The following is a 13,997-nucleotide window of genomic DNA, read 5'->3' as shown; positions in this document are numbered from 1 at the left end:
AGGATCGACTGCTCGCCGATCACCGGGTCGCCGCCGTCGATCGCCACCTTGGCCGAGCCCTTGGTGATCGGGATGTCGTCGCCGGGGAAGTCGTAGGAGCTCAGCAGCTCGCGCACTTCCATCTCCACCAGCTCCAGCAGCTCGGCGTCGTCGACCAGGTCGACCTTGTTCATGTAGACCACCAGGGCCGGGACGCCGACCTGGCGGGCCAGCAGGATGTGCTCGCGGGTCTGCGGCATCGGGCCGTCGGCCGCCGACACCACCAGGATCGCGCCGTCCATCTGCGCCGCGCCGGTGATCATGTTCTTCACATAGTCGGCGTGGCCGGGGCAGTCGACGTGGGCGTAGTGACGGGCCGCCGTCTCATATTCCACGTGCGCGGTGTTGATGGTGATGCCGCGGGCCTTTTCTTCCGGCGCCGCGTCGATGTCGGCGTAGTTCTTCGCCGTCGCCCCGCCGCTCTTGGCCAGAATGATGGTGATCGCCGCCGTCAGCGTCGTCTTGCCATGGTCAACGTGACCAATCGTGCCGATGTTGCAGTGCGGCTTGTTACGTTCGAACTTTTCCTTGGCCATCGTCTCTACCTTCGCGCCGGCGGGCTTGTTTCAGGGGTCATGTCTTGGGAGCTGGAGCGGGTAGCGGGAATCGAACCCGCATCCTCAGCTTGGAAGGCTGCTGCACTACCATTGTGCTATACCCGCCTAAACACCCAACTGGGCTAGCGGGGTCGCGATCGGCTCCCGGTCTCAGGCTTCAGGGTCCACGCCTTGCCGGAGCTCTTGTCGCGCGTGGTGGGGGAAGCAGGACTCGAACCTGCGAAGGCGTACGCCAGGGGATTTACAGTCCCCCCCCTTTGCCACTCGGGACATTCCCCCAGCGCGCGACAGAGTTCCTTCAAAGCGGCCCTTCCCTTCGCGGACCGCCGGCGAACCGTCGGTCACGAAAAAGGAACAAAAGCTTCCTCGAAGCCGCTCGGACGATGCTAAAGCAGCGCCGCCCTGGCTCGTGGAAACCCTCAGGGCCCCAAATCGGAGCGCGTCTTATAGTGTCCTCTCATTCCGAACGCAACGACCGGAAAAAGCCTTCTGCACAAGGTCGCGATTTTCGTTCCAAGCCCCGGAAAACCAATGAGTTTTCCAAGGGGCAAGGCGACGCCAAGGACTGGATCTGGGGGATTCACGCCGTCGAGGCCGCCCTGGCCAACCCCGCCAGACCCGCCCCGAAACGCCTGCTGGCCACCGCCGACCGCGCCAAGCGACTCGCCCCCGCGATCGCCCGCGCCCCCTTCGTGCAGATCCTGGAGGGCGCCGACATCGCCCGCCAGCTGCCGGCCGGCGCCGTGCACCAGGGCCTGGCCCTGAAGATCGACGAGCCCGAGGCGCTGTCGGTCTATGACCTCGGCACGCCCGCCCAGGGCCTGCTGGTGATGTTCGACCAGATCACCGACCCGCAGAACATCGGGGCGATCTTCCGCTCGGCCGCCGCCTTCGGGGCCAGGGGCGCGATCCTGCAGGACCGCCACGCCCCGGCCCTGTCGGGGGTGCTGGCCAAGACCGCGGTCGGGGCGATCGACAAGGTGCCCTACGCCCGGGTGGTCAACCTGTCCCGGGCCCTGGAGGAGCTGGCCGACCTGGGCTGGCGGGCCGTGGGCCTGTCGGGCGAGGCCGAGCAGACCCTCGACCAGGTGCTGGACGGCCGCCCGACCGTGCTGGTGCTGGGCTCGGAGGGCGAAGGCGTGCGCCGGCTGGTGGCCGAGCACTGCGACGTCATGGGCAAGATCGCCATGCCAGGCGGCTTCGAAAGCCTGAACGTGTCCGCCGCGGCGGCAGTGGCGCTCTATGAAGCGTCGAAAGTTCGCGCCAGGGATGAAACCGGTTCATGAATCGGCGTTAACCGTTTTGATTTGGCGGCGATGACATGGTTTTCTCAAGGCCTGTTCCTGCCGGCGCGGCTTGCCGGCGACGTCGAACGGGGAATCGGGGGCCCGATGTTGCACGATAAAGTCCGCCTGACGGCCCTGGCCGGCTGCGCGCTGGCGGTCCTGGCGACGGCCGGCTGCGGCGCACGCGCGCCGGTCGATACCGCGCCGCCGGCCGAACCTGCGCCGATGACCCATCCCGGTCCGCCGCCGGAGCTGCTGGGCGCGCCGCCGGCCGCCGACGGCCTGCTGGGCGGCCCCGCCGCGCCCCCGGCCGCCGTCGCCGACGACGACTCCGCCCTGACGACCTGGCGCCGGGCCGACGGGACCCTGGTCACCGCCATGGCCCCGATCGCCAATCCGGCCGAGCGCGCGGTCCGCGCGGCGCCCGAGGCCGAGGCCGAGGCCGAGGCCGACGCCGAGCTCGCGCCCGTCCGCCGCCGCCACGCCGCCGCGCCCGCCGCCCATGCGGACGTCCATGCCGCCGCCCGCGCCGCGGTCCCGGCCGCCCCCAAGCTCGCCGCGAAGCCGGCCCGGAAGGCGCCGCCGCCGCCCGCGCCCGTCCTCTATCCCACCGCCGAGCCGGCGCCGAAGCCGGTCGTGGCGGCCGCCCCGGCGCCGCTGAAGCCGGTCGCGGTCGACAAGCCGGCGATCGTCGCCAAGGCCCCGGTCGCGGCGCCGGTCGCCCCTGCGGCCCCGGCCAGGTCGCCGGCCAAGATCCAGCAGCTGCAGGCCGCCGTGGCCCCGGCCGCCACCCAGGGCGCGGTGATGGCCTCCGGCGCCAGCCTGGCCACGGGCCAGCCGGGCCAGGTCACCCTGTCCCTGCCCGCCACCCTGGGCGAGATGATCCGGACCGAGGCCGCCAAGCTGGGCCTGGGCAAGGCGGCCCGCAAGACCAGCGCCTATGCCGAGCTGCAGGGCGAAGGCTACGAGGTGACCCCCAACGGCCGCCAGACCGCCGTGGTCCGCCCCGGCGAGCCGGCCACCTTCGCCTGGAACGTGACGCCGACCCCGGCCGCCAAGGGTCCGCTGAAGACCCAGTTCGGGGCGACGCTGAACGGCGCCAAGCCGGCCCAGGACTTTGCGCTGGGGGCGATCGCCAGGCAGGTGGCGCCGGTTCCGGCCCAGGCCCAGGCCACGCCCCAGGGCTTCCGCCGGGCCCTGTCGGACCTCAAGCGCTTCCAAACGATCGACGTGCCGGGGGTCGGCAGGATTCCGGGCCGCTCGCTGCTGGGCGGACTGCTGGTGCTGCTGGCCCTGCTGATCCTGGTGGCCATCTCGCGCGGGGCCACCGCCGCCTCCCAGGCCCGGGCCGAGCGCCGCCGCAGGTTCCGCGGCCTGACCGGCCACGGCCCCTATGCGCTGGATCTCGACGCGGCGCGCCGGGCCGAGGCCGGCGCCGCCCATCCTCCGGCCGCCGACCCTGCCGCCCCCGCGCCGAAGGAGCACGATCCCTTCGCCTCGCCGCTCGCCGGTCAGGGCGCCCCAAGCGCCCCCGCCAACTCCAAGGACCTCGAACCCCTCCACTAGGGCCGAGCCGACGCGTCGGGGCGGTCTGGCAAGCATCGCCCCGCCACGGCGAGCCGATGCTTGCCAGACCGCCGCGGCTGACGCATTGAGGCGCGATGTTCGACACGCTCATAGCCCAGGCGGGCGGGCTGGACGGGCCGTTCGCGGCCTTCCTGTCCGTCCTGATGATCGACCTAGTCCTGGCGGGCGACAACGCCGTGGCCGTGGGCCTGGCGGCCGGCGGCCTGCCGGTCCAGCAGCGGCGCAAGGTCATCCTCTACGGCCTGGGCGCGGCGGTGGTGCTGCGGATCAGCTTCGCCCTGATCACCACCTGGCTGCTGGGCGTCATCGGCCTGCTGCTGGCCGGCGGCGTGCTCTTGCTGTGGGTGTGCTGGAAGATGTGGCGCGAGCTGCGCGAGCAGATCACCCACGACCAGGAGAACGCCCGGGCGATGCTGGATGACGACGCGGCCACCGAGCCGCGGGCCCGTCCGGTCAAGACCTTCAAACAGGCCTTCCTGCAGGTGCTGATCGCCGACGTCTCGATGTCGCTGGACAATGTGCTGGCCGTGGCCGGGGCGGCCCGCGAGCATCCGGCCATCCTGGTGTTCGGCCTGCTGCTGTCGATCATCCTGATGGGGGTGGCCGCCAGCGCCATCGCCAACCTGCTGCACAGGCACCGCTGGATCGGCTTCATCGGCCTGGCCATCGTGCTCTATGTCGCCCTGCACATGATCTGGGAGGGCCATCGCAGCGTGGTGATGGACCTGCAGAAGACCGGCGCCTACAACGCCATCGCCCCGGCCGCCCTCGACATCAAGCCCGAAGAGCTGGCCGCCCACCGGAAGCACAAATAGATGAGGCCCGTCGGCCTGGCCGTCCGTCTGGCCGCTCTGAGCGGCTTCCTGGCCGTGGCCTTCGGGGCCTTCGCCGCCCATGGGGTCCGGGACGCGCGGGCCGCCGAGCTGCTGCACACCGGCGCGTTCTACCAGATGATCCACGCCCTGGCGGTGTTCGCCTGGCTGGCGGCGCGCCAATCCGCACGGAAAGAGGCGGGCGCCCGGCCGGGCCTGTGGACGCCGGGCCTGTTCCTGGGCGGAACGGCGCTGTTCTCCGGCTCGCTCTACGCCCTGGCCTTCGGGGCTCCGCCTGTCCTGGGCTTGGTCACGCCGTTCGGCGGCCTGTGCTTCCTGGCCGGCTGGCTGCTGCTGGCCTGGCGGGCGGGAACGATCGAGGGCGAGGCCTAGGGTCGGCGTCGCGCCCCTCGCCTAGGAGCGATTCCGACCCGTTGCGGCCATGGTGCGCGCTTGACGCAAACATTTCCTCGCGCTCATTTCAGCAAAATGAACGGTCAAGCTGCGCCGCGGGAGATCATCGCTAGATACTCGCTTCGCAAAGTCGCGGGTTGGGCCATTGGCGTCAGCGTGATGTGCGCGTGGATACTCGTGGATGGCGCTACTCGAAACTGGCGCCCCCCTCCCATGGTTGGGGGATTATACCCACTGGGGCTTGTTGGAGCTGTGTTTGGATTAATTACATCTTTAGCGCTTATCGCCAATTTCATTTGGAGGCGCGGCATTGCGATCCTCAGAATTGGCGACGATTTGGCTCTTAACTACCCGTTTGGACGGAAGCGGATTTCCATTCAAGACCTGGCGGCCAGGGCAGGTCAGCATCAAGTGAGAGATGCGCAAATTCAGAATGGCCTTCGCGTTCCGCCAATTACCGTGGAACAGGTTACGTTTTATCGCCCTGGGCTGCCCCCGATCTTCTTCCGAACGGCGTTGCTCGTAGAGAGCGCCGACCTGATCGTTTGGCGGATCGAGAGGGCAGCGATTGGCATTGGGGCAGCCGGCGGAGCTCAGATTTCTCGATAGGCCTCATAACCACCCTGGGCGGACGTTCGGCCTGTCAGGCCGCCGCCTTGCCCCGCCGATCCTTGGGGACCGCCAGACCGAAGATCGCCAGGCTGGAGCCGACCAGGCAGACGAACATCACCGCCGCCACCGGCCGGGGGGTGCCGTCGTGCAGCAGGCCGCCGGCCCAGGAGGCCAGGGCCCCGGCCGCGAACGAGGCCCCGCCCATTAGGGCCGAGGTCGAGCCGGCCCGGCTGGGATCGACGCTCAGCGCCCCGGCCATGGTGTTGCCGGCCATCAGGCCGTAGCTCGACAGGGCGGCGAACAGCAGCGGCAGCACCGTGAACTGCCCGCCCAGCCCGCTCCAGGCGGCCGCGACCAGCAGGAAGGCGGCGATGATCGAGGCGATGCTGGCGCGGACCAGCACCCGGTCCGGCGTCGAGCGCCGCAGCAGCAGCCGGTTGACCTGGCTGGCCCCGATGATGCCGACGGCGTTGAAGGCGAAGATCAGGTTGAAGACCAGCGGCGTGTGGCCATAGGTCTCCATCACCAGGGCCGGCGCGGTGGAGATGTAGGTGAACAGGGTCGCGCCGTTCAGCGCCCCGGCCAGGCCGTAGCCGACCAGCCGCCTCTGGCCCAGCAGGGCGCCATAGGCCCGGAACGGGTTCTCCGAGCGGGCTTGCAGGGCGGTGGCCTGCGAGCGCGACTCCGCCAGGGCCAGGGCGACCCACAGGCCGATCAGCAGGCCGAACACCACCAGGGTCCAGAACACCCCGCGCCAGCCGCCCACGAACTGGATCACCCCGCCCAGCTGCGGGGCCAGCACCGGGGCCAGGCCCATGATCAGGGTCATCAGCGACAGCACCCGGGCGGTGTCCGTGTGGTTGAACCGGTCGCGCACGACGGCCCTGGCGATCACCGCCCCGGCGCAGCCGCCCAGGGCCTGGACGAAGCGGGCGGCGATCAGCACCTGGATGGTCGGGGCCAGGGCGCAGGCCAGGGAGGCGGCGACATAGATGCCGATGCCCAGCAGCAGCGGCGGCCGGCGGCCGAAGCGGTCCGAGGCCGGGCCGTAGAGGAACTGGCCCAGGGCCATGCCGGCGAAGAAGGCCGCCAGAGTGGCCTGGGTGTCGTCGGCCCCGGCGTGCAGCGTCCGGCCGATCTCCGGCAGGCTGGACAGGTACATGTCGATCGACATCGGCGCGAAGGCGGTCATGGCCCCCAGCATCAGGACGAGCCGCCAGGGGATGGCGGCGGGGGCGGACGGGGCGGTGTCGGTCATGGCGGCGCTTTTACGCTGGTTTTCCCCGGGGGTAAGACCTTGACCCACGGAATCGATCACTTGCCCGGCCGAGCGGCCGCCGTCAGGGTGATCGCCAATAACATAAGCAGGAAACGCCATGTCCCGATCCGACGTCCCCGGGCCCGCCGCCCCCGGTCTCGCTGTCATGCCCGAGCCGCGCTACGCCCAGGTCAACGGCATTCGCATGGCCTATTACGAATCCGGGCCGCGCCAGGGCGTGCCGATCGTGCTGTGCCACGGCTTTCCGGAGCTGGCCTATTCCTGGCGGCGCCAGATCGCGGCCCTGGCGGCGGCCGGCCGCTGGGTGATCGCCCCGGACCAGCGCGGCTACGGCCTGACCGAGCGCCCGGAGGCGGTGGAGGCCTATGACATGGAGCACCTGACCGGCGACCTGGTCGGGCTGCTCGACCATCTGGGCGTCGACCAGGCGGTGTTCTGCGGCCACGACTGGGGCGGGATCGTCGTCTGGCAGGCGCCGCTGCTGCATCCGGGCCGGGTCGCCGGGGTCGTCGGCCTCAACACGCCGTTCATCCCGCGCCTGCCGATCGACCCGGTCGCCATGTTCCGCAACGCCTTCGGCGAGGACATGTACATCGTCCACTTCCAGAAACCGGGCGTCGCCGACGCCGAACTGGCCGCCGACGTCGACAAGACGATGCGCTATTTCATGCGCCGGCCGGCGGCGACCCAGGCCGAGTTCGCCGCCCGCCCGGCCGAGCGGCGGTCGCTGGCCCTGCAGGAGGGCCTGGCGCGCTACGACCCCGCCGCCGACGACCACCAACTGCTGAGCCCCGAGGAGTTGGCGGTGTTCGTCGAGGCCTTCGCCCGCACCGGCTTCACCGGCGGCCTGAACTGGTACCGCAACTTCACGCGCAACTGGGAGCGCTCGGCCGACCTGCCCCAGCGGATCGACGGCGTCCCCTGCCTGATGATCATGGCCGAGCACGACGTGGTCCTGCCGCCGTCCCTGGCCGACCGGATGGGCGACCAGATCTCGGACCTGGAAAAGGTGCTGGTCGAGGACAGCGGCCACTGGACCCAGCAGGAGCAGCCCGAACGGGTCAACGCCATCCTGCTGGACTGGCTGGACCGGCGGTTCCCGCTTTAGGGGCGCGAGTTATCCACAGGCTCGTGATCTCCCTTCCCCCTTGATGGGGGAAGGGCCGGGGATGGGGGTGGCAGCGGTTCAGGATAGGGCGCCGGCGTAGAAGCTTCCGCCGGCGGCTTCAGACGCGAAAGTTATCCACAGGGCTTCCTTTTCCCCGTCTCCCCGGCGAAGGCCGGGGCCCAGATTCAGCCTGAGCGTCTGGGGATGACGCGCCTGCTGGCGGTGGCCGGACGACCGGCGCTCTGGGTTCGATCTGGGCCCCGGCCTTCGCCGGGGAGACGGGAAAAGTGGAGGAGGCCGCGCTCTATCCCCGCTGTTCGCGAAACAGACTTGCGTAAAATCAACCCCTTACAAGAAAACGCAGGTTTCCGATCCCCACCCTCCAGGACGGCCGCACACTGGCGGCATGACCCAACCTTCCCTCCCCGCCTGGTACGAGACCCTGCAACTCAAGCTCATGGCCGCCCTCGATGCGGTCTGGGCGATCCTGGAGACCAGCGATGATCCCGCTGAGATCCGCAAAGCCCGCGACAAGGCCAAGGCCTGTGGCGACCTGGCGGCCGTGGTCCGCAAGGTCGCGACCATGACCGGCTCGGCCCGCGCCAAGCCGGCCGCCGAAGCGCCGGAGCCCGCCCTCGCGGTCCCGGCCATGGCCCCCGCCGCGGCCGTGGCCCAGGTCTCGGCCCAGGTCGAGCACGCCGTGCGAGCGCTGGAGAAGCTCAAGGGCCGGCGCCGGGTACGGTTCTAACCTACCCCTGCTCCGCCGCCAGGATCGCCGCCCGCCGGCGCATGGCGGCGGCCATCTGCAGCATGGCCAGGGCCGAGGTCTCGTCGCGTTCGGCGGCGCGGACGGTGTAGACCTGGGCCATCACCTGCAGCGAGACCACGCGGTCCAGGCCCTCCTGGGCCATCATCTCGGCGATGGCGCGGTCCAGCTCGGCCAGCTGGCGCGGGGTCAGCAGCTCCAGCAGTTCGTCGTCGCTGAGGTCTTCGGGATTGTTCATGGGGCCGGAGGATAGGACAAAGGAAACCGGATCGCGACCGCCCGCGTCATCGCTCGGCCGCCATCGCCTCGACCACGTGGGCGCGGTAGAGCACGGCCAGCAGGTCGGTCTGGGTGACGATGCCGCGCAGGGTGCGGTCGGCGTCGACGACCACCGCCTCGTGGACGGCGCCGCTGGACAGCAGCGGCAGCAGGGCCTGGATCGGCGTGGTCGCCCGTACCCGGTGCACGAACGGGTCGATCGCCACCTCGACCTTGCGGTCGCGGTTGGCCAGCAGCTCGGCCCGCCGGGCCAGGCCCAGCACCCGGCGCTGGGCGTCGACCACCGGGGCGGTGCGCAGGTCGTGCTCCTGCATGTAGAGCAGCGCGCTCTGGCAGGTCTGCTGCGGATCCAGGACGATGACGTCGGTCGACATGATGTCGCCGCACAGGATCTGGGCGTGCAGCCGCTGGTGGGCCTGCAGCTCGACCTGGCGGAACAGGGCGTCGAGGTCGTCGCGGCTGACGTCGAGCAGCTCGCCGTAGCGGGCCAGGGCGGCGTCGAGGTCGCCGGCGGTGAAGCCGGCCCGCGCGGTCGGCGGCGCGTCGGCGGTCCCGTGGGGACTGACGGCCGGGGTTGGGGCGCGGTGCGGATAGGAGCGGCCCATCAGCCGGTGATAGGCCATCCCGGCCCCGGTCAGCAGCAGCGAGTCCAGGCCCACCGGGCTGAGCGCGAACAGATAGCCCATCTGCCGCACCTGGGGCCCGCCGATCACGCAGATCAGCGCCACGGCCCCGCCGGGCGGATGCAGGCAGCCGGTCAGCAGCATCAGCATGATCGCGGCGCTGACGGCGACCGGCGCGGCCAGGGTCGGGTTGGGGATCAGCAGGGCGCAGGTGATCCCGACCAGGGCCGAGACCACATTGCCGCAGATCACCGAGCGCGGCTGGGCCAGGGGGCTGGCCGGCACCGCGAAGATCAGCACCGCCGAGGCCCCGATCGGCGCCACCAGCAGCGGCGCGATGCGCGGGTCGCCGCCGATCATCAGCCGCGCGGCCACCCCGGCGAACAGCATGCCGAGCACCGCGCCCAGCCCGGCGCGGCCGATGTCGATCAGCCCGCCGGCCGACCGGAGGCGCAGGGCCGGGGGGAATCGATCCTTCATCCCCGCCCGATACGCCAAGCCCCGCCGCAAATGAACCCCAATCCCGCCGTTTCCACCGCCCCCTAAACCGGGCTAGGGTTAGGCATGGACCGTAACGCTTCCGCCTCCGTCATGTCGTCCCACGGCCGCCGCGGCCTGTTTCGCGACATCGAGCCGTTCTCGTTCGGCTGGCTGAACACCGACGGCCCGCACGAGATCTATTACGAGGAGTGCGGCGCGCCGCGCGGCAAGCCGGCGGTGATCCTGCACGGCGGCCCCGGCGGGGCGGTCAATCCGACCATGCGGCGGTTCTTCGATCCCGACCGCTGGCGCATGGCCCTGTTCGACCAGCGCGGCTGCGGCCGCTCGCGGCCCAACGCCAGCCTTGAGGACAACACCACCTGGAGCCTGATCGCCGACATCGAGCGCCTGCGCGAGCACCTGGGCGTCGAGAAGTGGACGGTGTTCGGCGGTTCCTGGGGCTCGACCCTGGCCCTGGCCTACGCCCTCACCCACCCCGACCGGGTCGAGGGCCTGGTGCTGCGCGGCATCTTCCTGCTGACCCAGAAGGAGCTGGGCTGGTTCTACCAGCACGGGGCCTCGATGCTGTTCCCCGACGCCTGGGAGCGGTTCCTGGCCCCGATCCCGGTCGACGAGCGCAGCGACCTGATGGCCGCCTATCACCGTCGACTGACCCATCCCGACCGCCGCATCCAGGCCCAGGCCGCCAACGCCTGGAGCCAGTGGGAGGGCGACACCATCTCGCTGCGCGGCCCCGAGGCCCGTCCGCCGAAGTTCAACGAGGAAGACTTCGCCATCGCCTTCGCGCGGATCGAATGCCACTTCTTCGCCAACCAGGGCTTCTTCGCGGAAGACGGCTGGATCCTGAACAATATCGACCGCATCCGCCACATCCCGGCCTGGATCGTCCAGGGCCGGTTCGACGTGGTCACCCCGCTCGACAGCGCCTGGTCGCTGCACAAGGCCTGGCCCGAGGCCAATTTCGAGATCGTCTGGGACGCCGGCCACGCCTCGACCGAACCCGGCGTCATCGACGGCCTGGTGCGGGCCACGGATGCGGCGTTGCGGACGTAGCGCGTTCGCCGGCCGAACCGATCCCTTCACCGTCATCCCGGGCCTGGCGCCCGGGACCCATCTCACCGCCGCAAGGGCGGTGGAGTGGCGCGCTGGCGCGCCAAGGCGCTTCACGTGCAAGCTGAACCATGGGTCCCGGGCACAAGGCCCGGGATGACGGCGTTGGGGATGGAAACGAACGAATCCCCGGCCCGCGCGCTTTCTTAAAATGGACGTTTCCGACATCCTGGCGCACCGCACGGCGCTGATCGGCACGGCCGTCGCCGCAGCGATCGGCCTGGCCGGCGGGCTGGTCATGCGGACCGGGCCTCAGACCGCGCCGGAACCGGAGACCTACCTCCTCGCCGCCACGCCGACCGAGGACGTCGAGCCGATCGTCTGGCCGACCGGCAAGGTTCCCGACTATGTCATCGGCACCGACTTCCTGACGCCGCCGCAACCGGATCCCGCCCCCGAGGTGGTCGCCTCCGAACCCCTGCCCTACGAACCCCCGCCCTACGAAGACCCCCTGGTGGAGCCGGAACCGGAGCCTGAACAGCTGGCCGTGGTGGACGCCCCGCCGGCCCCGCGACCGCCGCCGGCGCCGATCGCCGTCGCCGCGATGCCCTGATCGACGAGCCTGCGGCCTCCGCCTTGCAATCGGTCTTCCCTCAGGCGGCGCGTGTCTCGTTTCGCGCCAGGGGGCGGACCAGACCTTGCAGACCGGCCAGATCAGCGAACGACACAGCCTGGCGCGCAAGCTGGAAGCCCTGGCCTGCGGCCTGGTGCTGTTCATGCTGTCCAACGCCCTGATCGGTCCGCTGGTGGATCCCCTGCAGGCCGGCGGCGAAGACATGCCGCTGCTGCGGCTGATGTGGCTGCCGGTCTACGCCCTGATCCTGGCCCTGGCCCTGTGGCGCGCGCCGCGGCTGCTCAGCTTCTGGCTGCCGGCCGGCCTGCTGAGCCTGCTGATCTTCTGGGTGTTCGCCTCGGCCGCCTGGTCGCTGGACCCCGGCACCACCAACCGCCGAGCCCTGGCGGCGGCCTTCACCACGCTGTTCGGCCTCTATTTCGCCGCCAGCTTCGACGGGCGGCGGATGGCCGAGATCATCGCCGTCACCTTCCTGGTCCTGGCGGTCGGCGGGCTGCTGGCCGCCGTGGCCTATCCGAAGATGGGCGTGCAGCACGACATCAACGCCGGCGACTGGCGCGGCCTCTGGTACGAGAAGAACCAGATGGGGGCGATGATGGTCTATTGCGCCCTGGCTTCGATGGCCGCCATCCTGGCCGGCTCGCCGCGACGCAAGCTGTTCGTCTTGGCCATCGCCCTGTCGGCGGCGATGATCGTAATGAGCAAGTCCAAGACCTCGCTGCTGGCCCTGATGATCGGCCTGGCCGGCTCGCTGCTGCTGGCGGCCACCCGGCGCGGACCGGCCATGGCGGTGATCGTCGTCTGGACCGGGATCACCGTCGTCGCGGCCCTGGCCCTGGTGCTGTGGCTGGCCCCGGAACTGGCGTTCAAGGCCATTGGCAAGGACCCGTCCCTGACCGGCCGCACCGAGATCTGGACCGCCCTGCTGCGCCAGTCGGCCAAGGCGCCGCTGACCGGCTATGGCTATGCGGTGTTCTGGCGGCTGGACTCGGCGCCCGCCAACTGGATCCGCAAGGAGACCGGCTGGCTGGTGCCCACCGCCCACAACGGCTGGCTCGACATCCTGGCCCAGCTGGGCTGGATCGGGGTGGGGCTGTGCGCCCTGGTGCTGGGCGGGGCCCTGCTGGTCAGCCTGTTCCGCTTCCACAAGGTCGCCGACGGCTATTGGGCGACGCTGTTCCTGGCCATCTTCCTGCTGACCACCTTCTCCGAAAGCTTTATCCTCGAGCGCAACGGCATCGCCTGGGCCCTGGCCTGCGCGGCGGTGGCGCGGCTGCTGGGGCCGGTCCCGGGCGAGCTTGGGCAGGCGGGGCAGACGCCCAGGCGGCCCCTGCTGCCCGAGCCCGTCCTGGCCTGGACCCTGGCCCCGGCCGAGCCCGTGCCGGAGACCTGGGCCGCCGCCCGCGACGGCGTCCCGACATTCGGCAAGCGCGCGGTCTCACCTTTCGGCGCCTGAAGCATCGTGCGGAAAAGTGGGAGCCGGTTTTCCGCAAAAACGATGCGAAAACATAAATCTAGAGCAGGCCGGGCGATTTCGAGGTCGCGCGGCTGGCTCTGGGCCGCTACTGGAGCGGCATGACCGACTACACGCCCCAGCAGATCGTCGCCCGCGGCGCGCGCGCCGACGCCGAAGCCGCCGCCGACGCCATCGACAACCACCCCGGCCTCGAAGGCGCGACCTATTCGATCCTCGAAGAGGACGAGGACAAGGGGATCTGGCGCATCGACGCCTTCCCGACCACCGACGAGGAGGACGCGGGCCTGCTGGCGGTGCTGGCCGGCTATCCGCTGAAGGTGCTGCGCGAGACCCTGGCCGACGCCGACTGGCTGGCCATGGCCCTGTCGGGCCTGCCGCCGGTGCGGGCCGGACGGTTCTTCGTCTACGGCATGCACGACCGCGGCCGCCTGCCGGCCAGCACCGTCAACCTGCGCATCGAGGCCGGCGCGGCCTTCGGCACCGGCCACCACGGCACCACCGTCGGCTGCCTGCTGGCCTATGACCAGCTGATCAAGGCCCGGCGCTTCAACAAGGTGCTCGACGTCGGGGCCGGCACGGGCCTCCTGGCCATCGCCGCGGCCCGCACCGGCACGAAGATCGCCGTCGGCACCGACATCGACCGACCCAGCGTCCGCATCTCCAAAGAGAACGCCAAGGTCAACCGCGCCAACGCCCGCTTCGTCCACGCCTCGGGCCTGGGCCACCGGCTGGTCGCCGACAACGCCCCCTACGACCTGGTGTTCGCCAACATCCTGGCCCGGCCGCTGGTCAGCCTGGCCCAGGACATCAAGCGCGCCCTGGTCCCCGGCGGCACGGTGGTCCTGTCGGGCCTGCTGCGCACCCAGGAGCGGATGGTCAAGGCCGCCTATGTCTCCCGCGGCTTCAAGGTCGTCCGCCGCATCCACCGCGACGCCTGGGCGGCGCTGGTGCTGCAGCGTAACTGAAACCCTCT

14 protein-coding genes and 2 tRNA genes are annotated in these 13,997 nt (G+C 70.6%); 10 read left to right on the top strand and 6 right to left on the bottom strand.

All coding sequences use genetic code 11. From position 1 onward, the window contains the following. From ACIPQB_RS08300 to ACIPQB_RS08290, 3 genes are all read right to left on the bottom strand, one after another. The coding region (locus ACIPQB_RS08300) for a GTP-binding protein (protein WP_446484724.1) at positions 1-575 on the bottom strand (575 nt) is incomplete at its 3' end. 52 nt (positions 576-627) lie between these two features. Beyond that, positions 628-701: transfer RNA gene (locus ACIPQB_RS08295), tRNA-Gly, on the bottom strand. Positions 702-789: 88 nt separating this feature from the next. Further along, a tRNA-Tyr gene (locus ACIPQB_RS08290) sits at positions 790-875 on the bottom strand. A 170-nt stretch (positions 876-1,045) separates the two neighbouring features. On the opposite strand from ACIPQB_RS08290, the gene rlmB reads away from it, so the two are divergent. From rlmB to ACIPQB_RS08270, 4 genes are all read left to right on the top strand, one after another. Then, positions 1,046-1,882, top strand: a complete 837-nt coding sequence (rlmB, locus tag ACIPQB_RS08285; RefSeq protein ID WP_446484723.1) for a 23S rRNA (guanosine(2251)-2'-O)-methyltransferase RlmB — start codon at positions 1,046-1,048, stop codon at positions 1,880-1,882. 105 nt (positions 1,883-1,987) lie between these two features. Then, positions 1,988-3,448 (top strand): hypothetical protein, encoded by a 1,461-nt coding sequence (locus ACIPQB_RS08280; protein WP_446484722.1) that lies wholly within the window; start codon positions 1,988-1,990, stop codon positions 3,446-3,448. 95 nt (positions 3,449-3,543) lie between these two features. Beyond that, complete coding sequence (locus ACIPQB_RS08275; RefSeq protein WP_446484721.1) at positions 3,544-4,284, top strand: TerC family protein; 741 nt, start codon at positions 3,544-3,546, stop codon at positions 4,282-4,284. Continuing rightward, positions 4,285-4,674, top strand: coding sequence for a DUF423 domain-containing protein (locus tag ACIPQB_RS08270; RefSeq protein WP_446484720.1), 390 nt, complete (start codon positions 4,285-4,287; stop codon positions 4,672-4,674). A 664-nt stretch (positions 4,675-5,338) separates the two neighbouring features. On the opposite strand, the gene ACIPQB_RS08265 is transcribed toward ACIPQB_RS08270, so the two are convergent. Further along, the gene (locus ACIPQB_RS08265) at positions 5,339-6,565 is read right to left on the bottom strand and encodes a multidrug effflux MFS transporter (RefSeq protein ID WP_446484719.1); all 1,227 of its coding nucleotides are present in this window, start codon (positions 6,563-6,565) and stop codon (positions 5,339-5,341) included. Between the two features lie 166 nt (positions 6,566-6,731). Here ACIPQB_RS08265 and ACIPQB_RS08260 point away from each other — a divergent pair, with 166 nt between their 5' ends. Then, complete coding sequence (locus ACIPQB_RS08260; RefSeq protein ID WP_446484744.1) at positions 6,732-7,694, top strand: alpha/beta fold hydrolase; 963 nt, start codon at positions 6,732-6,734, stop codon at positions 7,692-7,694. A gap of 406 nt (positions 7,695-8,100) precedes the next feature. Beyond that, a complete protein-coding gene (locus ACIPQB_RS08255; protein WP_446484718.1) occupies positions 8,101-8,442 on the top strand; it encodes a hypothetical protein in 342 nt (113 codons plus the stop codon). Position 8,443: 1 nt separating this feature from the next. Here ACIPQB_RS08255 and ACIPQB_RS08250 read toward each other — a convergent pair whose 3' ends face one another. Together ACIPQB_RS08250 and ACIPQB_RS08245 are read right to left on the bottom strand one after the other, a co-directional pair. Continuing rightward, positions 8,444-8,698 carry a low temperature requirement protein A gene (locus ACIPQB_RS08250; RefSeq protein WP_446484717.1) on the bottom strand — a complete coding sequence of 85 codons (255 nt, stop codon included), beginning with the start codon at positions 8,696-8,698 and terminating at the stop codon, positions 8,444-8,446. A gap of 46 nt (positions 8,699-8,744) precedes the next feature. Beyond that, the gene (locus ACIPQB_RS08245) at positions 8,745-9,842 is read right to left on the bottom strand and encodes an HPP family protein (RefSeq protein WP_446484716.1); all 1,098 of its coding nucleotides are present in this window, start codon (positions 9,840-9,842) and stop codon (positions 8,745-8,747) included. 84 nt (positions 9,843-9,926) lie between these two features. On the opposite strand from ACIPQB_RS08245, the gene pip reads away from it, so the two are divergent. From pip to ACIPQB_RS08225, 4 genes are all read left to right on the top strand, one after another. Next, positions 9,927-10,916 (top strand): prolyl aminopeptidase, encoded by a 990-nt coding sequence (gene pip / locus ACIPQB_RS08240; RefSeq protein WP_446484715.1) that lies wholly within the window; start codon positions 9,927-9,929, stop codon positions 10,914-10,916. 208 nt (positions 10,917-11,124) lie between these two features. Then, positions 11,125-11,526 carry a hypothetical protein gene (locus tag ACIPQB_RS08235; protein WP_446484714.1) on the top strand — a complete coding sequence of 134 codons (402 nt, stop codon included), beginning with the start codon at positions 11,125-11,127 and terminating at the stop codon, positions 11,524-11,526. Positions 11,527-11,611: 85 nt separating this feature from the next. After that, entirely contained in the window at positions 11,612-13,003 is a 1,392-nt protein-coding gene (locus tag ACIPQB_RS08230; protein WP_446484713.1) for an O-antigen ligase family protein, read from the top strand. A 119-nt stretch (positions 13,004-13,122) separates the two neighbouring features. Continuing rightward, positions 13,123-13,989: a 50S ribosomal protein L11 methyltransferase gene (locus ACIPQB_RS08225; RefSeq protein ID WP_446484712.1), complete on the top strand. Its 867-nt coding sequence runs from the start codon at positions 13,123-13,125 to the stop codon at positions 13,987-13,989. Positions 13,990-13,997: the final 8 nt, after the last annotated feature.

This window comes from Caulobacter sp. LARHSG274 (genome assembly GCF_052871235.1).
The sequence above is the reverse complement of the archived record's forward strand: the minus strand, read 5'-3'. Positions and strand labels throughout refer to the sequence as shown.

Coding starts and splice junctions, on each gene's coding strand:
- ACIPQB_RS08280 (WP_446484722.1), top strand. CDS start 1,988: ATGTTGCACGATAAAGTCCGCCTGACGGCCCTGGCCGGCTGCGCGCTG.
- ACIPQB_RS08275 (WP_446484721.1), top strand. CDS start 3,544: ATGTTCGACACGCTCATAGCCCAGGCGGGCGGGCTGGACGGGCCGTTC.
- ACIPQB_RS08270 (WP_446484720.1), top strand. CDS start 4,285: ATGAGGCCCGTCGGCCTGGCCGTCCGTCTGGCCGCTCTGAGCGGCTTC.
- ACIPQB_RS08265 (WP_446484719.1), bottom strand. CDS start 6,565: ATGACCGACACCGCCCCGTCCGCCCCCGCCGCCATCCCCTGGCGGCTC.
- ACIPQB_RS08260 (WP_446484744.1), top strand. CDS start 6,732: ATGCCCGAGCCGCGCTACGCCCAGGTCAACGGCATTCGCATGGCCTAT.
- ACIPQB_RS08255 (WP_446484718.1), top strand. CDS start 8,101: ATGACCCAACCTTCCCTCCCCGCCTGGTACGAGACCCTGCAACTCAAG.
- ACIPQB_RS08250 (WP_446484717.1), bottom strand. CDS start 8,698: ATGAACAATCCCGAAGACCTCAGCGACGACGAACTGCTGGAGCTGCTG.
- ACIPQB_RS08245 (WP_446484716.1), bottom strand. CDS start 9,842: ATGAAGGATCGATTCCCCCCGGCCCTGCGCCTCCGGTCGGCCGGCGGG.
- pip (WP_446484715.1), top strand. CDS start 9,927: ATGGACCGTAACGCTTCCGCCTCCGTCATGTCGTCCCACGGCCGCCGC.
- ACIPQB_RS08235 (WP_446484714.1), top strand. CDS start 11,125: ATGGACGTTTCCGACATCCTGGCGCACCGCACGGCGCTGATCGGCACG.
- ACIPQB_RS08225 (WP_446484712.1), top strand. CDS start 13,123: ATGACCGACTACACGCCCCAGCAGATCGTCGCCCGCGGCGCGCGCGCC.